We start from the raw sequence: 15,713 nt of genomic DNA, 5'->3' as shown, positions 1-15,713 counted from the left end.
GGAACCCCGGCTACGGGGCGAGCCCCGCCGCCTCGCCGCCGCACAGCGCCTGCCCGTACAGCGTCGCCAGCGCGCCGTCGATGGGGTGGGGCTGGGGCTGCCCGGAGGCGTCCGGTGTGTTCCACCGCTGGAGGTTGACCGCGACCGACATCTGGCGCCTGCCGTCGGCCCGCGTCAGGGAGATCGTCCCGGCCCCCCAGACCGTGCCGTCGTGCCCCCAGAACGTGCCGCAGTCCGTGGCGACCTTGTGCAGCCCGAGCCCGTACTCGATCATCGAGCCGTCCAGGGCGCGGACCGGGACCGTGCGCTGCATCTGGGCCAGCGACGACCGGCTGACGATCCGGCCGGCCAGCAGCTCGGCGTAGAAGCGGTCGAGGTCCGCCATGGTCGAGACGAGCGCGGCGCCCGTGCCCGTCCAGGACATGTTGTAGACGCTGTAGTCGCGCGGCGGGTCGATCAGGCCGTAGAAGGCCTCGTACATCCGCGCGTGCGGTCCCTCGATGCGCGTCCCGATCGGGAACCCGGTGTGCCGGAGGCCGGCGCGCTCGATGACGTTCCGGGTGATGTACTCCTCGGCCGGGACGCCGGTCACCTGCTTCAGGAGTTCGCCGAGGAGCAGGTAGTTGCTGTTCGAGTACACCCCCGGAGTGGCTCCGGGCTCGCCGGCGGGAGGCGCCGCGAGCCCCATCGCGATCAGCTCCTCCGGGCGGAACTCCCTGAACCGGTTGTCGTCGAGGCTCTCCGTCGAGACGTCCGGCAGGGACGGGAACGCCCCGAGCGACGGGAACGCGTAGGGGATGTAGTCGGGGATGCCGCTGGTGTTGTTCAGCAGCATCCGGACCGTGATCCTCGTACCGCGCTCCCCCGGCACCAACCGCGGCAGATAGCCGCCGATCGGCGCGTCGAGCCGGATCCGGCCCTGCTCGACCTGCTGCATGACGGCGGCGGCGGTGAAGGTCTTCGTGATGCTGCCGACGCGCTGCCGCATGTCCGCGGTGACGGGACGGCCGGTCCCGACGTCGGCGACGCCGGAAGCACCCCGCCAGGTCCGGCCGGAGTCGCGCACCTCGGCGAACACCCCCGGGACCCCGGCGCGGTGGACACCGTCCAGGGCGGACCGCAGCGCCGCGCGATCGAGGCCGGCCGACGGGCTCGCCGTTCCGGGGGGCGGGGGCACCGCCGCCACCGTGCCCGCGCAGGCGACCAGCGCGGCGACGGTCCCGCACAACACCGTTCGGAGCTTCATGACATGCGTCCTTTCGCTGTGGATCAGTGGATCAAGGGAGGTGAGTGGGTCGCGGGACGGGGTCAGTCGGCCAGCGCGCGGCGCAGGGCCGCCCCGAGTTCGGCGTTCTGCCGCTGCGACACCTCGGCGGAGAGGATCGCCTGCGATCCGTGGAACGTGCCGGGCCACTGGTGGAGTTCGACCGACACACCCGCCTGCATCAGGCGCAGGGCGTAGGCGATGCCCTCGTCGCGGTTCGGGCAGTACTCCGCGGTGGCGATGTAGGCCGGCGGCAGGCCGGACAGATCGGCGGCCCGGGCGGGCGCGGCGTACGGGGTGGCGGGCCGGCCTCCCAGGTAGTGCCCCCACGCCGCGGTGCGCGTGTCGCTGGTGAGCCAGGGCGTGTCGGTGAAGTTCCGTGCCGACCACGTCTCCTGACGGTCGTCGAGGCCCGGCTGGTTGAGCAGCTGGAACCGGATCGCCGGCCCCCGCTCGTCCCGCGCCCGAAGGGCCGTGGCGGCCGCGATGCCCGCACCGGCGCTGTGCCCGCCGACCGCGATCCGCGCCGGATCGGTGCCGAGCGCGTCCGTGTGCCCGGCCGCCCAGGCCAGTACGGCGTAGGCGTCGTCCAGGGCCGCCGGGAACGGGTTCTCGGGCGCGAGCCGGTACCCCACCGAGATCACCACCGCCCCGGAGAGGTCGGCGATCCGGGCGGCCCACGGATGCTCGGTGTCGAGGTCGCCGAAGACACCGCCGCCGCCGTGCAGCCAGACGACGGCGCCCTGCGCCCGGTGCGGGCGGTAGACCCGTACCGGCACGTCGGGTGCGGCGGGCACGGACACGGCGTGGTCCTCGACCTCCATGCGGGAGGTGTCCGGGGCGGGCGCGGCGGTGGCACGGGCGGCGAATTCCTTGCGCCCGGCGACCGGGTCGGTCATGTCCATGAGCGGGAGGAACGGGAGGAACGGTTCGAGTTCGGGATCCATGACGGCCATCCTCACGGCCGCCGCCGCGGGGGGTCATCCGCCGTCCGTCGCGTATCCCGCCCCGGAATCGCGCCGTTCGGCGCACCCGTCTCCTTCTATCCTTCCGGCATGGAGGCATTGGCCGTACGGCTGTCGGGGCTGGATCCGTACGTCGACGGTGCGATCCGCATCATCGCGTTCTACGACACGCTGATGCGGCGGCGCGTGGATCTGGCGGCGCTCGCCCGGGCGTCGGCGGGCCTGGCCGAGTGCACGGCGGGGATCAGGCTGCACGGCACGGGCCGGGTGATCCGCGTCGCGCCCGACGGCAGACCGGCGTCGGGTCCACCACCCTCCGGACCATCGCAGTCCGGACCACCGCAGTCCGGACCGACGCCGTCCTCTCCCCCGCCCTCCGCGTCCTCCACCACCCCGATCACGCTCGACGACGAGGAGATCGGCACGGTGTGGCTGGAACGCCCCGGCCCCCCGAACCCGCTCGACGACGTGCTCCTGGACCGGCTGGCCATCGCCGCCGCCGGGGTCGTCGAACGGCACGGCCCGACGCGCACCACCATGGCCGACCCGGCCCTCGTCGAGCTGGCGATCGGCTCGGAAGGCGACGAGGCGGCCAGGGCCCGGGCGCTGCGTCTGCTGGGGTTCGCCGCCGGCGTGCCGGTCCACGCCGTCGCCGTACGGACCCGGCTCCCGCTCGACCGGCTCGGCGGCCTGATCTGCCCGGGCCGCCCGGTGAAGGCGGCCCCGCTCGCCGACGTGGGCGTCCTCCTGGCCACCGTCCTGGACCCGGCCCGCTTCCCGGCGGGCGTACGCGCGGGCATCGGCACCGCCGGAAGCCCCGACCGGTCCTGGCGGCAGGCGCGCACCGCCCTCCGCTTCACCACCTCGCGCGAACCCGTCGTCCGCCACCGGGACCTGGGCGCGCTGGCCCTCCTGGCCGAGGTCCCCCAGGACACCGCGCGGGACAACACCGACGTGGCCGCCGTCGCCCGGCTCGCCGCCGACCCGGAGGACCTGGAGACCCTGGACACCTACTGCGCCACCGGCTCGCTGCGCCGGGCCGCCGGCCTCCTCCACCTGCACCACAGCAGCATCGCCCGCCGGCTCGAACAGATCTCGAAGACCCTGGGCATCGACGTCACCGAGCCCACCGGCCTGACCCGCGCCCGGCTCGCCCTCACCGCGTGGCGGCTACTCGCCGACTGAACCGGCGACGGGGCCGAGCGACGTCGTCGTGAGGCTGCCGTCCACGAGCTCGTACAGGGTCCGCTCGCCGGCGGCCATGCTCTCCTCCACGATGACGCGGTCGACGTAGGGCCGCTTCTTGGTCTTCTTGTCCATGGTCGTCTTCAGTTCGTCACTGATGTGCCGCACGATCGCCTGTTGCTCCCGGCCGATCTCGTCGGTGACCTGCATGGCGATGGTGCCCATGTGCTGGTGGTCGCCCTGCGACCGTGACCGCAGGGTGAGTTCCCGCTCGGTCTGGGCACTGCCGGCACCGCTGGCGTTCTTCCCTTCGAGCTGGAACGCGGCCGCCTTCAGGTTGGTCTTGAAGTTGCGGGCGACGGTCTGCTTCGCCTGGACGAACTCCCCCGTGTACTTCGTCGGTGTCGGGGCACTGGCGCTCTCGCTCGTGTCCTGGGGGACGGGACGCCAGACCACCCAGTCGGCGCCCGTCTTGCTGCTCTTGGTCCGCGGGTCGGCGACGAACGACGCGATGTGGACGCCCTGGCCGGTCGCTCCGGACGCCCGCCCGAGCGCGTGGTTGATGTCGGCCTGCGTGCACGAGCCGAACTGGACCACGCATTGGGGATCCGCCTTGAGTTCCTTCAGGCCCATCTCCAGCTCGTACAGCCAGCCGTTGCCAGGCCTGGCCTTCGCCGCGAGGGCGGCGATCTCGTCCTGTGGGAAGGCGCGGGCACCCATCGCGGCGAGCTCGGCGGCGACCTCCAGCACGTGCGTGGGGGGACCGGATTCCTGGCCGCCCGCGCCGGCGCCGGACTGCCGGCCGGCGGAGGAAGCGACCACGGGCTTCCCCAACTGGTCCTTCACGAGCTGGGCCAGCAGATCGGCGCTCTTGGCGCTGTACGTCTCTTCGTCGAGAACGAGCTCCTGAAGCTTGGTGAACAGCCTGTTCTGCACCTTCGCCAGGTCGTCGGCATTGCCGGGCCGGATGCTCCACTTGTCCTTGCCGACCTTCTTGCTGAAGGTGAAGAACTCCTTCTCATTGGCCTGCCAGGGAAGGTCGTCGACCGTCTTCCCCTCGGTGCCGTCGTAGACCGTGAGACCGGTGTCGATGGCTCGCTGCACAGCCCCATCCCGGGGCGCCTGGGACTCCCGGGACTCGTCGTGGGCGTCCGGTGCCGTCGGTGCCCGCCCGGGGGCCGGGGCGGCCAGCGCCCGGGCGGCGTTCGCCTCCGCCTCGCGTTCGAAGCGGTCCGAGGGGTCGGAGACCTTGAGGCCGGAGCCGTTGTCGGTCCCGGCCACCGGACCCTGCCGCTGCTGGATGACGTGCGTCAACTCGTGCGCCAGGGTGTGCCGGTCGCTCCCGCCGGCGCCGAGGACGACGTGGCTGCCACTGGTGTAGGCGCGGGCGCCGACCTCCTCGGCGGAGGCCCTGGCCGCGCTGTCGTCGTGGACGCGTACGTCGCCGAAGTCGGCGCCGAGCCGGGCTTCCATGTCGCTGCGGGTCGCCTCGTCCAGGGGGCGGCCGCTCGCGCGCAGGACGTCGGGCACGGTGGAACGCTGCACGGCAGGAGGGTCGTTCGGGTGCCCGCACCCGGCGCCGTGCTGGTGCTGCTCGGGCTGGGCCGGGGCATGGCCGGCCTCGCGGAGCAGTTGGACGACGGCCTCGTTCCCGGCCGTGGCCTGGAGGCCCATGAGGCCGAGCAGCCGCGCGGGCGGAACCGGCCCGGTCCCCCTCCGGGAGGAGGCGCGCCCGCCTCCCGCCTCCGTGGCCTTGGCGTTCTCGTGGTCGTGGCTGTGAGCGTGCAAAAGAAGCTCCCCTCCCGGCGCGGGGTCACCCTGCCCCCCTCCTGGATACACAGCCGGGAGGAGCCGGTGCCAGGTACGGCCGGGCAGCGCGGGCCGTACGAACGGGCAGCGCGGGGGTGGATCCGTACGCCGGAGCCACGTCCCACCGGCCTCCGTGGGACGCGCGCGGCCCGGCGAGGGCCTCCCGGGACCCGGGCGGCAGGAGCGCGGCGAACCCCGCGCCGGGGGGCGCGCCGTCGCCGATCACCGGCCCGAGGCTGTCGCCCCCGCCTACGGACAGCCCGATCTACGACTCCTGCGCCGGCCCTTCCGGCCGGTGCTCCACCGGCAGCAAGCCCTCCCCCGTCGGCTCCACCGGCAGCCCACTCCCCCGCGTCGGCTCCACCGACGACGGACCCTCCCCCATCGGCTCCACCGGCAGCGCGCTCTCCGGCAGCGGCTGCGTCGGCGGCGTACTCCCCGGCATCGGCTCCACCGACGACGGGCCCTCCGGCGGGCCCTCCGGTCGTGGCTCCACCGGTGGGGCGTCCCGGAAGCGGCGGCGGTCGCGGGCGCCCGGCGGGGCGTCGGCGAGGCGGATGACCGTGCCGTCCCGGCCCGCCACGACCGGCTTCGCCGAGCGCGCGGCCTTGGCCTGGTACTGGGCGGCGTCCGCGAGCCGGAAGAGGCGGCGCGCCGACCTGAGCGGGCCGATGGGGTCGCCCGTGGACGCCACCCCGCAGGCCACGCCCTCGCCGAGCTCCAGCTCCGCCGCCCGTACGCACAGCTCCTCGGCGACCGCGACGACCTCGTCCGCCGTCGGGCCGACCGTGAGGAGGCAGAACTCGTCGCCGCCGAGGCGGGCCGCGAGCGCGCCGGGGAGCCGGGCCCCGCACCGGGAGAGCACGGAGCCGAAGCGTTCGAGGAGCCGGTCGCCGACGGCGTGCCCGTGGGTGTCGTTGACGCGCTTGAGGCCGTTGAGGTCGCAGACCAGCAGGCTGACGACGGAGCCGTCGGCCCGGTAGCGCTCGATGGCCTCGTCGAGCCTGGTGTCCACGGCCCGCCGGTTGGCGAGCCCGGTGAGCGGATCGGTGAAGGCCAGTTTGCGGACCTCCTCCAGGCGTTCCGCCTGGGCGATGCCGGCGGCGACGACCGCCGCGAGGACGGTCGCGAAGTCGGCGTCCGCCCGGGTGAAAGGTTTCGCCTCGGGCGGGCGGGCCACGTACAGCTCGCCCCACGCCCGCCCGTGCAGCACGATCGGGGCGACGACGCAGCAGCCGCGCCCCCGCTTGCGGAGACCGGCCACGCGGCCGGTCGGGACCCGGTCGGTGACGGTCTCCACCCAGGCGTCCGGCTCGCCGCCGCCCGCCCATGCCTCGTGCAGGAACTCGGTGATCTCGGGGAACTGGTGCACCGGATACGTCTCCGAGTCCGGGAACTCCTCCTCGCCCACGGCCCGCTCCCCGGCGTTGACCAGGACCTTCAGCCGGCCGTGGTCCCGCTCCCAGACGGAGAGGGCGGCGAAGGTCCCGTCGAGCCCCTCGCAGGACCCGAGCGCCGCCGCCCGCCAGAACTCGCGTGGAGTGTGCGCCGCCGCCATCCCCTGCGCCAGCGCCACTACGGCCCGCAGCCGCACATCCTCACCCATTCCTCCAGCTTAGGGAGTATTAGTCCGTTTTCCCTCGCGAGACGTCACGGAAAGTGACATGGAGTGAAAATCCGGACGGCCGACCCCCCGCCCCGGCCCCGCCCAAGACCCGTCACCCGCCCGCTCACTCGACGGCTCACTCGACGGCTCACTCCCCCGGCCACTCCGGCTTCCGCTTCTCGTTGAAGGCCGCCACGCCCTCCGCCCGGTCCCCCGAGAAGGCCACCGAACGCCACGCCGCGTCCTCGACCTCCAGGCCGGCCCGCAGGTCCAGGCCCTGGCCGAGCCGCATCGCCTTCTTGGCGGCGCGCAGTCCGACCGGCGAGTTGGCCGCGATGCGCCCGGCGAGCTCCAGGGCGCCGGTGCGCGCGTCCTCCTCCAGCAGGTCGACGAGGCCGAGCTCGCGGGCCTCCACCGCCTCGACCCGGCGGGCCGTGAAGACCAGCTCGGCGGCGCGCGCCGCGCCCACCCGGCGCGGGAGCAGCTGCGTACCGCCGCCGCCGGGGATGACGCCGACCGAGACCTCGGGGAGACCGACGACGGCGGTCGCGTCGGCCACGATGACGTCGCAGGCGAGCGCCAGCTCGAAGCCGCCGCCGAGGGCGAAGCCGTGCACGGCGGCGACGGTCGGCATGGGCAGTTCGAGGACGCCGGTGTAGGCGGCGCGGGCGGTCGGGCGCTGGCGGACGAGCTCGGCGTCGGTGAAGGAGTTGCGCTCCTTGAGGTCGGCGCCGACGCAGAAGGCGCGGTCGTTCGAGGAGGTCAGCACGGTGACGCGGACGGCGGCGTCGGCGGCGAGCGCCTCGCAGGCCGCGCCGAGGGAGCGGGCCATCTCGGAGGAGACGGCGTTCATCGCCTTGGGCCGGTCGAGGACGAGCTCGGCGACGTGCCCGCTCCCGTCCTTCCGGACCACCACGAACTCACCAAAACGCTGCTCGGACATGCCGCAGACCCTCCCGACCGGACGGAGCCCGTTAACGACGGTTAACAGGCGTTCACCGTCAGATCCTAGGTGGGGCGGCGGGTCAGGAGCCAGGGCTCGACGACGCCGAGGCCTCGTACGGGCCGCTGCCACATCGGCTGGAGCGCGAAGCGGTACGTGGCGGGCTTGCGGCCCTCCTTCTCCGCGCGGGCCGCCTCCTCGGCCGCCTCGGCCTCCGAGACGGGCGCCTCCCCGGTCCGGGACAGCTCCTCCGCGAGCGCGCCGTCGACGAGCACGGCGTCCTTCGGAGCTATCGAGGTGAGGCGGCTGGCGAGGTTCACGGTGGTGCCGAAGACGTCGCCCATCCGGGTCGTCACGGTGCCGAAGGCGATGCCGACGCGCAGGGCGGGCATCGTCTCGTCGTGGCCGAGGGTCTCGATGAGCCGGAGGGCGATCTCGGCGGCCTTGCCGGGGTCGTCGGCGCAGTAGAGGACCTCGTCGCCGAGGGTCTTGATGAGCCGGCCGCCGTGCGCGGCGACGAGGTCGGCGCAGGTCGTCTCGAAGGCCTCGACGAGTTCGCCGAGCTCCTCCTCCTCCAGGCGGCGGGTGAGCCGGGTGAAGCCGACGAGGTCCGCGAAGCCGACGGCGAGCCGCCGGTCGACCATCTCCTCGTCGTCGGCGGCCTGCACGACCCGGCCGGTGGCGGCCGCGAGCTGCCGCCGCCACACGTAGATCAGGAACTCCTCCAGCTCGGGCAGGAGCAGCTCGACGAGGGGATACGTCACCTCGGTGCGGGTCATGCCGGGCTCGGGCGGCTCGGTGAGGCCCTCCAGGAAGGAGTCGATCTGCCATTCGGCGAGCCGGGCGGTGGTCTGTCCGGTGGAACGGGCGACCTGCACGGCCATGGGCTCGCTGAGCAGTCCGGCCTCGACGAGGCCGGCGAGCCGGCGCAGTGCGAGGACGTCGGCCTCGGTGAGCGCCTTGGCCTGGCCGATGTCGGCGAAGCCCATCGCGCGCCAGAAGCGGGAGGCGAGCTCCATGGAGACGCCGGCGGTGCGGGCGGCCTGGAACGGGGTGTAGCGGCGGTCGGCGCCGAGGATCAGCTGTTCCAGCCGGATGGCGAGCGGGTCGTCGCTCGGCTCGGCCGTGTGGTCGACCTCGTGGTGGGGCGTGGGGTACGCGGAAGGCTCGGGTACGGAAAACGGGGGTGGCTCGGATTCGCCGCCCGCGTTCGCGTCGTCGACGGTCACCGGCCGCCTCCTGCCCGTTCCCTGCCCACTTGTCCTGCCGATCTGTCGCCTGGATCGCGCTCCACGATACGACAGGTGTGGAATGGCTCACGCCTGAACGGCGAGCCATTCCGTCCCGTGGACGGGGTCCGAGCCGCCCGTGGCCGTCCCTGCCCCGTACCCCTCACCATCCGATCGCCCTCGGATCGCCCTCGGGGGCGGTCAGGCCGGGGTCCGCAGGTGGACGATGTCGCCCGCGCCGACCGCCTCCGTGCCGCCGCCCTCCGTGGCCACCACGAGGCGCCCGTCGCCGTCCAGGGCGACCGCCTCGCCCTCCAGCATCCGCTCGCCGGGCAGGTCGGCCCGCACGCGGCGGCCGAGGGTCGCGCAGCCGGCCGTGTAGGCCGCCTGGAGGCCCGAGGACTCGGGATCGCCGGCGGCCCGCACCCAGTCGCCGTACCACTGGGCGAGGGAGCGCAGGACGGCCCGCAGGAGGGTGTCGCGGTCGGTGGAGACGGCGTCCGCGAGGAGGAGGGAACCGGCCGCCGGGACGGGCAGCTCGTTCTCACGGAGCGTGACGTTGATGCCGAGACCGACGACGATGGCGTCCTCGCCGGCGCGCTCGGCGAGGATGCCGCCGGTCTTGCGCTCCTCGCCGCCGACGGAAACCAGCAGGTCGTTCGGCCACTTGAGGGAAAGGTCGGCCCCGGCGGCCTTCGCGAGGCCCGTCGCGGCGGCCACGCCGGTGAGCAGCGGGAGCCAGCCCCAGCGGTGCACGGGCACCTCCGGCTTGAGCAGCACGGAGAGGAAGAGCCCGGAGCGGGCGGGCGCCGTCCAGCTGCGGTCGAGCCGGCCGCGCCCCGAGGTCTGCTCCTCGGCGACGAGCACCGCCCCCTCGGGCAGCTCGTCGGCGCGGGCGGCGAGGTCGCTGTTGGTGGAGCCGGTGCTGCTGACCACGTCGAGCGAGGTCCACAGCCCGCCGGGCTGGACGAGCGCGCGGCGCAGGGCGGGGGCGTTCAGCGGGGGCCGGTCGAGGTCGGACCAGGGCCGGCCGGAGCCTTGAGAGGTCGTCATGCAAGCCAGAGTAGGTGTGGCAAAGACCGCAGTGCCGAACCGTATCCGCGTCGATACGCTACGGGTCAGTAGGCCAGCAGTAGCCCATTCGTAGTCAACGAACCCCCCGTGACCAGGCAGGGAGCCGCATCCCGATGTCCGAGCCGGCAGAGCAGTACGAGATCGACATTCACACGACCGCGGGCAAGATCGCGGACCTCAAGCGCCGTATCGACGAGGCCACGCACGCCGGCTCGGAGCGCGCGGTGGAGAAGCAGCACGCGAAGGGCAAGCTGACCGCGCGCGAGCGGATCGCCCTCCTCATGGACGAAGGCTCGTTCGTGGAGCTGGACGAGCTGGCCCGCCACCGGTCGACCAGCTTCGGCCTGGAGAAGAACCGGCCGTACGGAGACGGTGTCGTCACCGGGTACGGCACGGTCGACGGGCGTCCCGTGGCCGTGTTCTCGCAGGACTTCACGGTCTTCGGCGGTGCGCTCGGCGAGACGTACGGCCAGAAGATCATCAAGGTGATGGACTTCGCGCTGAAGACGGGCTGCCCCGTCATCGGCATCAACGACTCCGGCGGCGCCCGCATCCAGGAGGGTGTGAGCGCGCTCGGCATGTACGGCGAGATCTTCCGCCGCAACACCCACGCCTCCGGGGTGATCCCGCAGATCTCCCTGATCGTCGGCCCGTGCGCGGGCGGCGCGGTGTACTCCCCCGCGATCACCGACTTCACGGTGATGGTGGACCAGACCTCGCACATGTTCATCACAGGACCGGACGTCATCAAGACGGTGACCGGCGAGGACGTGGGCTTCGAGGAGCTGGGCGGCGCCCGGACGCACAACTCGACCTCGGGTGTGGCCCACCACATGGCGGGCGACGAGAAGGACGCCGTCGAGTACGTGAAGTCCCTGCTGTCCTACCTGCCGTCGAACAACCTCTCCGAGCCGCCGGCCTTCCCCGAGGTCGCCGAGACCGAGGTGACGGACGAGGACCGCGAGCTCGACACGCTGATCCCGGACTCGGCGAACCAGCCGTACGACATGCACAAGGTCATCGAGCACGTCCTCGACGACGGCGAGTTCCTGGAGACGCAGGCGCTGTTCGCGCCGAACATCCTGACCGGCTTCGGCCGGGTCGAGGGCTTCCCCGTCGGTGTCGTCGCGAACCAGCCGATGCAGTTCGCCGGCTGCCTCGACATCAACGCGTCGGAGAAGGCGGCGCGGTTCGTCCGGACGTGCGACGCCTTCAACATCCCGGTGCTGACGTTCGTGGACGTGCCCGGCTTCCTGCCGGGCGTGGACCAGGAGTACGGCGGCATCATCCGGCGCGGCGCGAAGCTGATCTACGCGTACGCGGAGGCGACGGTCCCGCTGATCACGGTCATCACCCGGAAGGCCTTCGGCGGCGCGTACGACGTCATGGGCTCCAAGCACCTGGGCGCCGACCTGAACCTGGCGTGGCCGACCGCGCAGATCGCGGTGATGGGCGCGCAGGGCGCGGTGAACATCCTGCACCGCAGGACCATCGCCGAGGCGGAGGACCAGGAGGCGGAGCGGGCGCGGCTCATGCAGGAGTACGAGGACGCCCTACTCAACCCGTACACGGCGGCCGAGCGCGGCTACATCGACGGGGTGGTCATGCCGTCGGACACGCGCCCGCAGATCGTGAAGGGTTTGCGTCAGCTGCGCACGAAGCGGGAATCCCTTCCCCCGAAGAAGCACGGCAACATCCCGCTGTAGCCGCGTACGAGCGTTGAAGGAGCCGTTGTGATCAAGGTCGTACGAGGAAATCCGACGCCCGAGGAGCTGGCCGCCGCACTGGCGGTGGTTCAGGCCCGGGCCGCGGCCACGGCGGCGGCGTCCGCCGAGGGCGGCGGCCCGGCGGTACCGGAGGGGTGGTCCGACCCGTCCCGCATCGCGCGGACGGTGCGCCAGCGTCCGGGCCCGCGGGCCTGGGCCAGGTCGTACTGGCCCGTGTAGTCGTCGTCGGAACGCGAGAAGGCCGGACCCCGTGTGCGGGGGGTCCGGCCTTCCGCATGCCGCCGTCACGCGTCACGTACGGCGGAGGAAGACGCCGGCGAGTACGGCTCCGACGGCGACGATCGCGGCGTTGACGAGGACCGCGAGGCCGATGCCGTCGAGGAGCACGGGCGCGGTGACGACGACGGCGCTCATGATCGGCGTGCCCATGGTGATGCCGACCTGCTGGGTCATGGTCGCGAGCCCGGTCGCCATGCCCTGCTCGCCGTCGGGGATGCCCGAGGTGGCGGTGACCATGAAGCCGACGATGGCGAGCATGTTGCCGACGCCGCCGGCGAAGGTCGCGGCGAGCAGCAGCCCGAGGCTGCCCCGGTCGTCGCCGAGCCCGTACAGGGAGAGGGTGGCGGCGGCCTGGAGGAGTCCGCCGGTGACGAGGGCGGCGCGGGCGCCGAAGCGGCCGATGAAGCGGGAGGCGAGGACGCCGCCGAGGATCGTGCCGGCGCCGAGGACGCCGAAGGAGAGTCCGGCGGCGAGCGGCGAGAAGCCGAGGACGTCCTGGAGGTACAGGGTCATGAGGAAGACCAGCGAGGTCTCGGTGACGAAGGCGACGAGCCCGGCGAGGTTGCCCCAGACGACGGTGCGGCGCTTCAGGACGTGGACGGGGACCAGCGGTGAGGCGGCCCGCCGCTCGACGAGGACGAAGGCGACGAGGAGGGCCGCGCCGGCGGCGAGGGCGGTGAGCGCGGTGGGGTCGGTCCAGCCGTGTTCGCCGGCGACGGTGAGGCCGTAGACGAGGGCGAGGAGCCCGCCGGTGACGGTGATCGCGCCGGGGATGTCGAGGCGGGGGCGGACGGCGGGGCGGCTCTCGCTCAGGACGGCGGGGGCGACGAGGAGGACGGCGAGGGCCACCGGCACGTTGATGAAGAACGCCCAGCGCCAGGAGAGCAGGTCGGTGAGGATGCCGCCGAGGATCGCGCCGGTGGTGAAGCCGGCGGACATGAGGGCGCCGTTGAGTCCGAGCGCCTTGGCGCGCAGCGGGCCCTCCGGGAAGGAGGCGGTGAGCAGGGAGAGCCCGGCGGGGGTGACGGCGGCGGTGGCGAGGCCCTGGGCGACCCGGGCGGCCATGAGCATCTCGGGGCCGGTGGCGAGGCCGCCGACGAGGGAGGAGACGCCGAGGAGCGCCATGCCGCCGAGGAAGAGGCGGCGGCGGCCGACGAGGTCGGCGACGCGCCCGAAGAGGAGGGTGAATCCGGCGGCGGCGAGGGCGAAGGCGGTGGCGATCCACTGGAGGCCGCCGAGGGTGAAGCCGAGTCCCTGGCCGATGACGGGCAGTGCGACGTTCAGGATCGAGAAGTCGACGGCGAGCATGAACTGGGCGACGAGGAGGACGACGAGGACGAGCCGCATCCGTCCGGTCATGCGGGCTTCGGCGTGTTCCGTGGGCGTGGGGGTGGGTGTGGGGAGATCCAGGGCGACCATGCTGACGACTCCTTAATGGGAAGCGAGTTCCGTTAAGATGTCCCGTACCGTAGCAGAGTCGAAGGCCTTAATGGAACAGGAGACCCGTTTGACTGAGAGCCGACCGGCCTCGCCCGGCACCCTTCGCCCCGGCGGCCGCACCGCGAAGGTCCGCGGGGCCGTCCTCGACGCCACCCGGGACGCCCTCGCGGAGAGCGGCTTCCACGCCCTGAACATGGACCGGATCGCCGCGAGCGCGGGCGTCGGCAAGACCACCGTCTACCGCCGCTGGGGCTCCCCCGTCGGCCTCGTCACCGACCTCCTGCACGACATGGCGGAGCAGTCCCTGCCCGCCGCCGACACGGGTGGCCTCGCGGGCGACCTGCGGGCCAACGCCGAACTCGTACGGGACACCCTGACCGACCCCCGGATGGGCGCCGTCTTCCACGCGGTCATCGCCGCGGCGGCCTGCGACGAGGAGTGCGCCCGCGCACTCGCCGGCTTCTACCGGACCCGGCTCGCCGAATGGGCCCCGGTCGTCACCCGGGGCGTGGCCCGCGGCGAGATCCCCGCGGGCACGGACCCGGTGGAGCTGCTCCGCGCCGTCTCCGCGCCGCTCTACTACCGCTTCGCCGTCACCCACGAGGAGCTCACCGGGGAGGTGGCCGAACGGGCCGCCGCGGCGGCGCTCGCGGCCGCGCGCGCCGGAGTGTTCCCCACCCCCTAGGGGGATGCCGGCGCCACGAATAGTCCTTCGGTACGGGGGCGCTTGAGTATCCGTACTCAGGCGCCCCGCGCGCCCCGGCCGCAGGATCGGAGCATGCTGTGGTCCGACCCGAAGAACGAGCCGCCGAGGTTCATGCGCGAGATGCAGGCGATGCTCCGCCGCGCGGGCATCATCCTCGCGCTGGCGATGGTGGTGGAGATGATCGTGGTCAGCGCGCGCTAGCCGTGTCCGGACACGACCCAGGAGGTGCCCGGACGCGGCTCAGCGGCGTCCCGGGCCACCGCACTGACTACGCTGGCCCCATGACTGCTGATCCGCGCCGTGTCGTCCTCGCCTCCGCATCCCCCGCCCGGCTCGGGCTGCTCCGGCAGGCCGGGCTCGCCCCCGAGGTGATCGTGAGCGGCGTCGACGAGGACAAGGTCCACGCCCCGACCCCGGCGGAGCTCGCGCTCGCCCTCGCGGAGGCCAAGGCCGCCCATGTCGCCGCCCGGCCCGAGGTGTTCGGGGCGCTCGTCATCGGCTGCGACTCGGTCCTGGAGCTCGACAAGCAGGCCCTCGGCAAGCCGGCCGACGCCGAGGAGGCCACGGCCCGCTGGAAGGCGATGCGCGGCCGCGTCGGCATCCTCCAGACCGGTCACTGCGTGTACGACACGGCCGCGAAGCGGTACGAGTCGGCGACGGCCTCCACCGTGGTCCGCTTCGGCGAGCCGACGGACGCGGAGATCGCCGCGTACGTGGCGAGCGGCGAACCGCTGCACGTGGCGGGCGCGTTCACCCTGGACGGGCGCTCGGCGCCGTTCATCGACGGCATCGACGGGGACCCGGGCAATGTGATCGGCCTGTCGCTGCCGCTGCTGCGCACGCTGCTCAGGAAGCTGGACGTCGAGATCACCGACCTCTGGGCCTGACGGTCAGACGGCTGCCGCCGCCTGCTCGGGGGCGTCGACGCCCTTCCCGTACGCCACCAGGGTGAGGACGACGAGTCCGACCACGGCCATCAGGAAGGCGAACACGCCCCAGCCGAGCAGGCCGACGGCGACCGCGCCGAGGAGGCCGTGCACGACCGCGCAGCCGATGAGCAGGCCCCGGCCCACGCGGCCCGGGCGGCGGTCGCGGATGCCCGCGACGAGGGCGACGAGGCCGCAGAGGACGAGGGCGACCCCGGAGCCGATGCCGAGGCCCCAGGTCCCGGCGACCATGGCGTCGGGGTCCATGCCGTCGAGGGACATCGACTGGACCTCCACGAAGCTCGCCATGACGCCGTTGATCACGACGATGCCGGGTGCTTCGAGGAAGAGCACCGCCGCCGTCACGAGAGCTATCGGTCTGCGGGCCACCTCGGCCACCCCCTGGATTCGCCTGTTACCGACAGTACGGTCGACAGCGCGAAGGCTACTGGCCGGTAAACCCCCGGACAAGAGTTCGCACACGAACGGCGGCGGCCCGCCGCTCGGCAAAGAATCACCGGGCCATTCGTAGAGACCCGACAAAGAAACCCGAATGGCGA

14 protein-coding genes and 1 pseudogene are annotated in these 15,713 nt (G+C 73.2%); 6 read left to right on the top strand and 9 right to left on the bottom strand.

Translation table 11 applies throughout. From position 1 onward, the window contains the following. Positions 1–10: 10 nt before the first annotated feature. Both ACFC0G_RS13295 and ACFC0G_RS13290 read right to left on the bottom strand, forming a co-directional pair. Positions 11–1,246: a serine hydrolase domain-containing protein gene (locus ACFC0G_RS13295; protein WP_376401850.1), complete on the bottom strand. Its 1,236-nt coding sequence runs from the start codon at positions 1,244–1,246 to the stop codon at positions 11–13. A gap of 62 nt (positions 1,247–1,308) precedes the next feature. After that, positions 1,309–2,211, bottom strand: a complete 903-nt coding sequence (locus ACFC0G_RS13290; RefSeq protein ID WP_376401848.1) for an alpha/beta hydrolase — start codon at positions 2,209–2,211, stop codon at positions 1,309–1,311. A 108-nt stretch (positions 2,212–2,319) separates the two neighbouring features. Here ACFC0G_RS13290 and ACFC0G_RS13285 point away from each other — a divergent pair, with 108 nt between their 5' ends. Continuing rightward, entirely contained in the window at positions 2,320–3,414 is a 1,095-nt protein-coding gene (locus ACFC0G_RS13285; protein ID WP_376401846.1) for a helix-turn-helix domain-containing protein, read from the top strand. Here ACFC0G_RS13285 and ACFC0G_RS13280 read toward each other — a convergent pair. The 5 genes and pseudogenes from ACFC0G_RS13280 to ACFC0G_RS13260 form a co-directional block, all read right to left on the bottom strand. Beyond that, on the bottom strand, positions 3,400–5,202 hold the full coding sequence (locus ACFC0G_RS13280) for a DUF4157 domain-containing protein (protein ID WP_376401843.1): 1,803 nt from the start codon (positions 5,200–5,202) through the stop codon (positions 3,400–3,402). The two genes, ACFC0G_RS13285 and ACFC0G_RS13280, sit on opposite strands and share 15 nt — an antisense overlap. Positions 5,203–5,719: 517 nt before the next feature. Next, positions 5,720–6,829 (bottom strand): annotated as a pseudogene (locus tag ACFC0G_RS13275) (diguanylate cyclase domain-containing protein); the annotation flags it as partial. Between the two features lie 148 nt (positions 6,830–6,977). Continuing rightward, entirely contained in the window at positions 6,978–7,772 is a 795-nt protein-coding gene (locus tag ACFC0G_RS13270) for an enoyl-CoA hydratase/isomerase family protein (RefSeq protein WP_376401840.1), read from the bottom strand. Between the two features lie 65 nt (positions 7,773–7,837). Further along, positions 7,838–9,001 carry an adenylate/guanylate cyclase domain-containing protein gene (locus ACFC0G_RS13265; protein WP_376401837.1) on the bottom strand — a complete coding sequence of 388 codons (1,164 nt, stop codon included), beginning with the start codon at positions 8,999–9,001 and terminating at the stop codon, positions 7,838–7,840. 201 nt (positions 9,002–9,202) lie between these two features. After that, positions 9,203–10,054 (bottom strand): biotin--[acetyl-CoA-carboxylase] ligase, encoded by an 852-nt coding sequence (locus ACFC0G_RS13260; RefSeq protein WP_376401834.1) that lies wholly within the window; start codon positions 10,052–10,054, stop codon positions 9,203–9,205. 134 nt (positions 10,055–10,188) lie between these two features. On the opposite strand from ACFC0G_RS13260, the gene ACFC0G_RS13255 reads away from it, so the two are divergent. Together ACFC0G_RS13255 and ACFC0G_RS13250 are read left to right on the top strand one after the other, a co-directional pair. Beyond that, positions 10,189–11,781 (top strand): acyl-CoA carboxylase subunit beta, encoded by a 1,593-nt coding sequence (locus tag ACFC0G_RS13255; protein WP_376401831.1) that lies wholly within the window; start codon positions 10,189–10,191, stop codon positions 11,779–11,781. Between the two features lie 27 nt (positions 11,782–11,808). Next, positions 11,809–12,021 (top strand): acyl-CoA carboxylase subunit epsilon, encoded by a 213-nt coding sequence (locus tag ACFC0G_RS13250; RefSeq protein WP_366309714.1) that lies wholly within the window; start codon positions 11,809–11,811, stop codon positions 12,019–12,021. Positions 12,022–12,093: 72 nt separating this feature from the next. On the opposite strand, the gene ACFC0G_RS13245 is transcribed toward ACFC0G_RS13250, so the two are convergent. Continuing rightward, positions 12,094–13,500 carry an MFS transporter gene (locus tag ACFC0G_RS13245; protein WP_376401826.1) on the bottom strand — a complete coding sequence of 469 codons (1,407 nt, stop codon included), beginning with the start codon at positions 13,498–13,500 and terminating at the stop codon, positions 12,094–12,096. 70 nt (positions 13,501–13,570) lie between these two features. On the opposite strand from ACFC0G_RS13245, the gene ACFC0G_RS13240 reads away from it, so the two are divergent. The 3 genes from ACFC0G_RS13240 (at position 13,571) to ACFC0G_RS13230 (ending at position 15,114) form a co-directional block, all read left to right on the top strand. Further along, entirely contained in the window at positions 13,571–14,206 is a 636-nt protein-coding gene (locus ACFC0G_RS13240; protein ID WP_376401823.1) for a TetR/AcrR family transcriptional regulator, read from the top strand. Positions 14,207–14,299: 93 nt separating this feature from the next. Beyond that, a complete protein-coding gene (gene mmpB, locus ACFC0G_RS13235) occupies positions 14,300–14,428 on the top strand; it encodes a morphogenic membrane protein MmpB (protein ID WP_376401820.1) in 129 nt (42 codons plus the stop codon). Positions 14,429–14,508: 80 nt separating this feature from the next. Beyond that, positions 14,509–15,114 (top strand): nucleoside triphosphate pyrophosphatase, encoded by a 606-nt coding sequence (locus ACFC0G_RS13230; protein ID WP_376401817.1) that lies wholly within the window; start codon positions 14,509–14,511, stop codon positions 15,112–15,114. Between the two features lie 3 nt (positions 15,115–15,117). Here the strand turns inward: ACFC0G_RS13230 and ACFC0G_RS13225 are convergent, their stop codons facing one another. Continuing rightward, positions 15,118–15,552, bottom strand: a complete 435-nt coding sequence (locus tag ACFC0G_RS13225) for a hypothetical protein (RefSeq protein ID WP_376401814.1) — start codon at positions 15,550–15,552, stop codon at positions 15,118–15,120. Between the last annotated feature and the right edge of the window lie 161 nt (positions 15,553–15,713).

Source organism: Streptomyces sp. NPDC056169 (assembly GCF_042268445.1).
Lineage (GTDB): Bacteria > Actinomycetota > Actinomycetes > Streptomycetales > Streptomycetaceae > Streptomyces.
This window is presented reverse-complemented; position numbering and strand designations above follow the sequence as displayed.

Excerpts from the sequence above, each read along its gene's own strand:
- ACFC0G_RS13295 (WP_376401850.1), bottom strand. The coding sequence starts at position 1,246 with ATGAAGCTCCGAACGGTGTTGTGCGGGACCGTCGCCGCGCTGGTCGCC.
- ACFC0G_RS13290 (WP_376401848.1), bottom strand. The coding sequence starts at position 2,211 with ATGGATCCCGAACTCGAACCGTTCCTCCCGTTCCTCCCGCTCATGGAC.
- ACFC0G_RS13285 (WP_376401846.1), top strand. The coding sequence starts at position 2,320 with ATGGAGGCATTGGCCGTACGGCTGTCGGGGCTGGATCCGTACGTCGAC.
- ACFC0G_RS13270 (WP_376401840.1), bottom strand. The coding sequence starts at position 7,772 with ATGTCCGAGCAGCGTTTTGGTGAGTTCGTGGTGGTCCGGAAGGACGGG.
- ACFC0G_RS13260 (WP_376401834.1), bottom strand. The coding sequence starts at position 10,054 with ATGACGACCTCTCAAGGCTCCGGCCGGCCCTGGTCCGACCTCGACCGG.
- ACFC0G_RS13255 (WP_376401831.1), top strand. The coding sequence starts at position 10,189 with ATGTCCGAGCCGGCAGAGCAGTACGAGATCGACATTCACACGACCGCG.
- ACFC0G_RS13245 (WP_376401826.1), bottom strand. The coding sequence starts at position 13,500 with ATGGTCGCCCTGGATCTCCCCACACCCACCCCCACGCCCACGGAACAC.
- ACFC0G_RS13240 (WP_376401823.1), top strand. The coding sequence starts at position 13,571 with ATGGAACAGGAGACCCGTTTGACTGAGAGCCGACCGGCCTCGCCCGGC.
- mmpB (WP_376401820.1), top strand. The coding sequence starts at position 14,300 with ATGCTGTGGTCCGACCCGAAGAACGAGCCGCCGAGGTTCATGCGCGAG.
- ACFC0G_RS13230 (WP_376401817.1), top strand. The coding sequence starts at position 14,509 with ATGACTGCTGATCCGCGCCGTGTCGTCCTCGCCTCCGCATCCCCCGCC.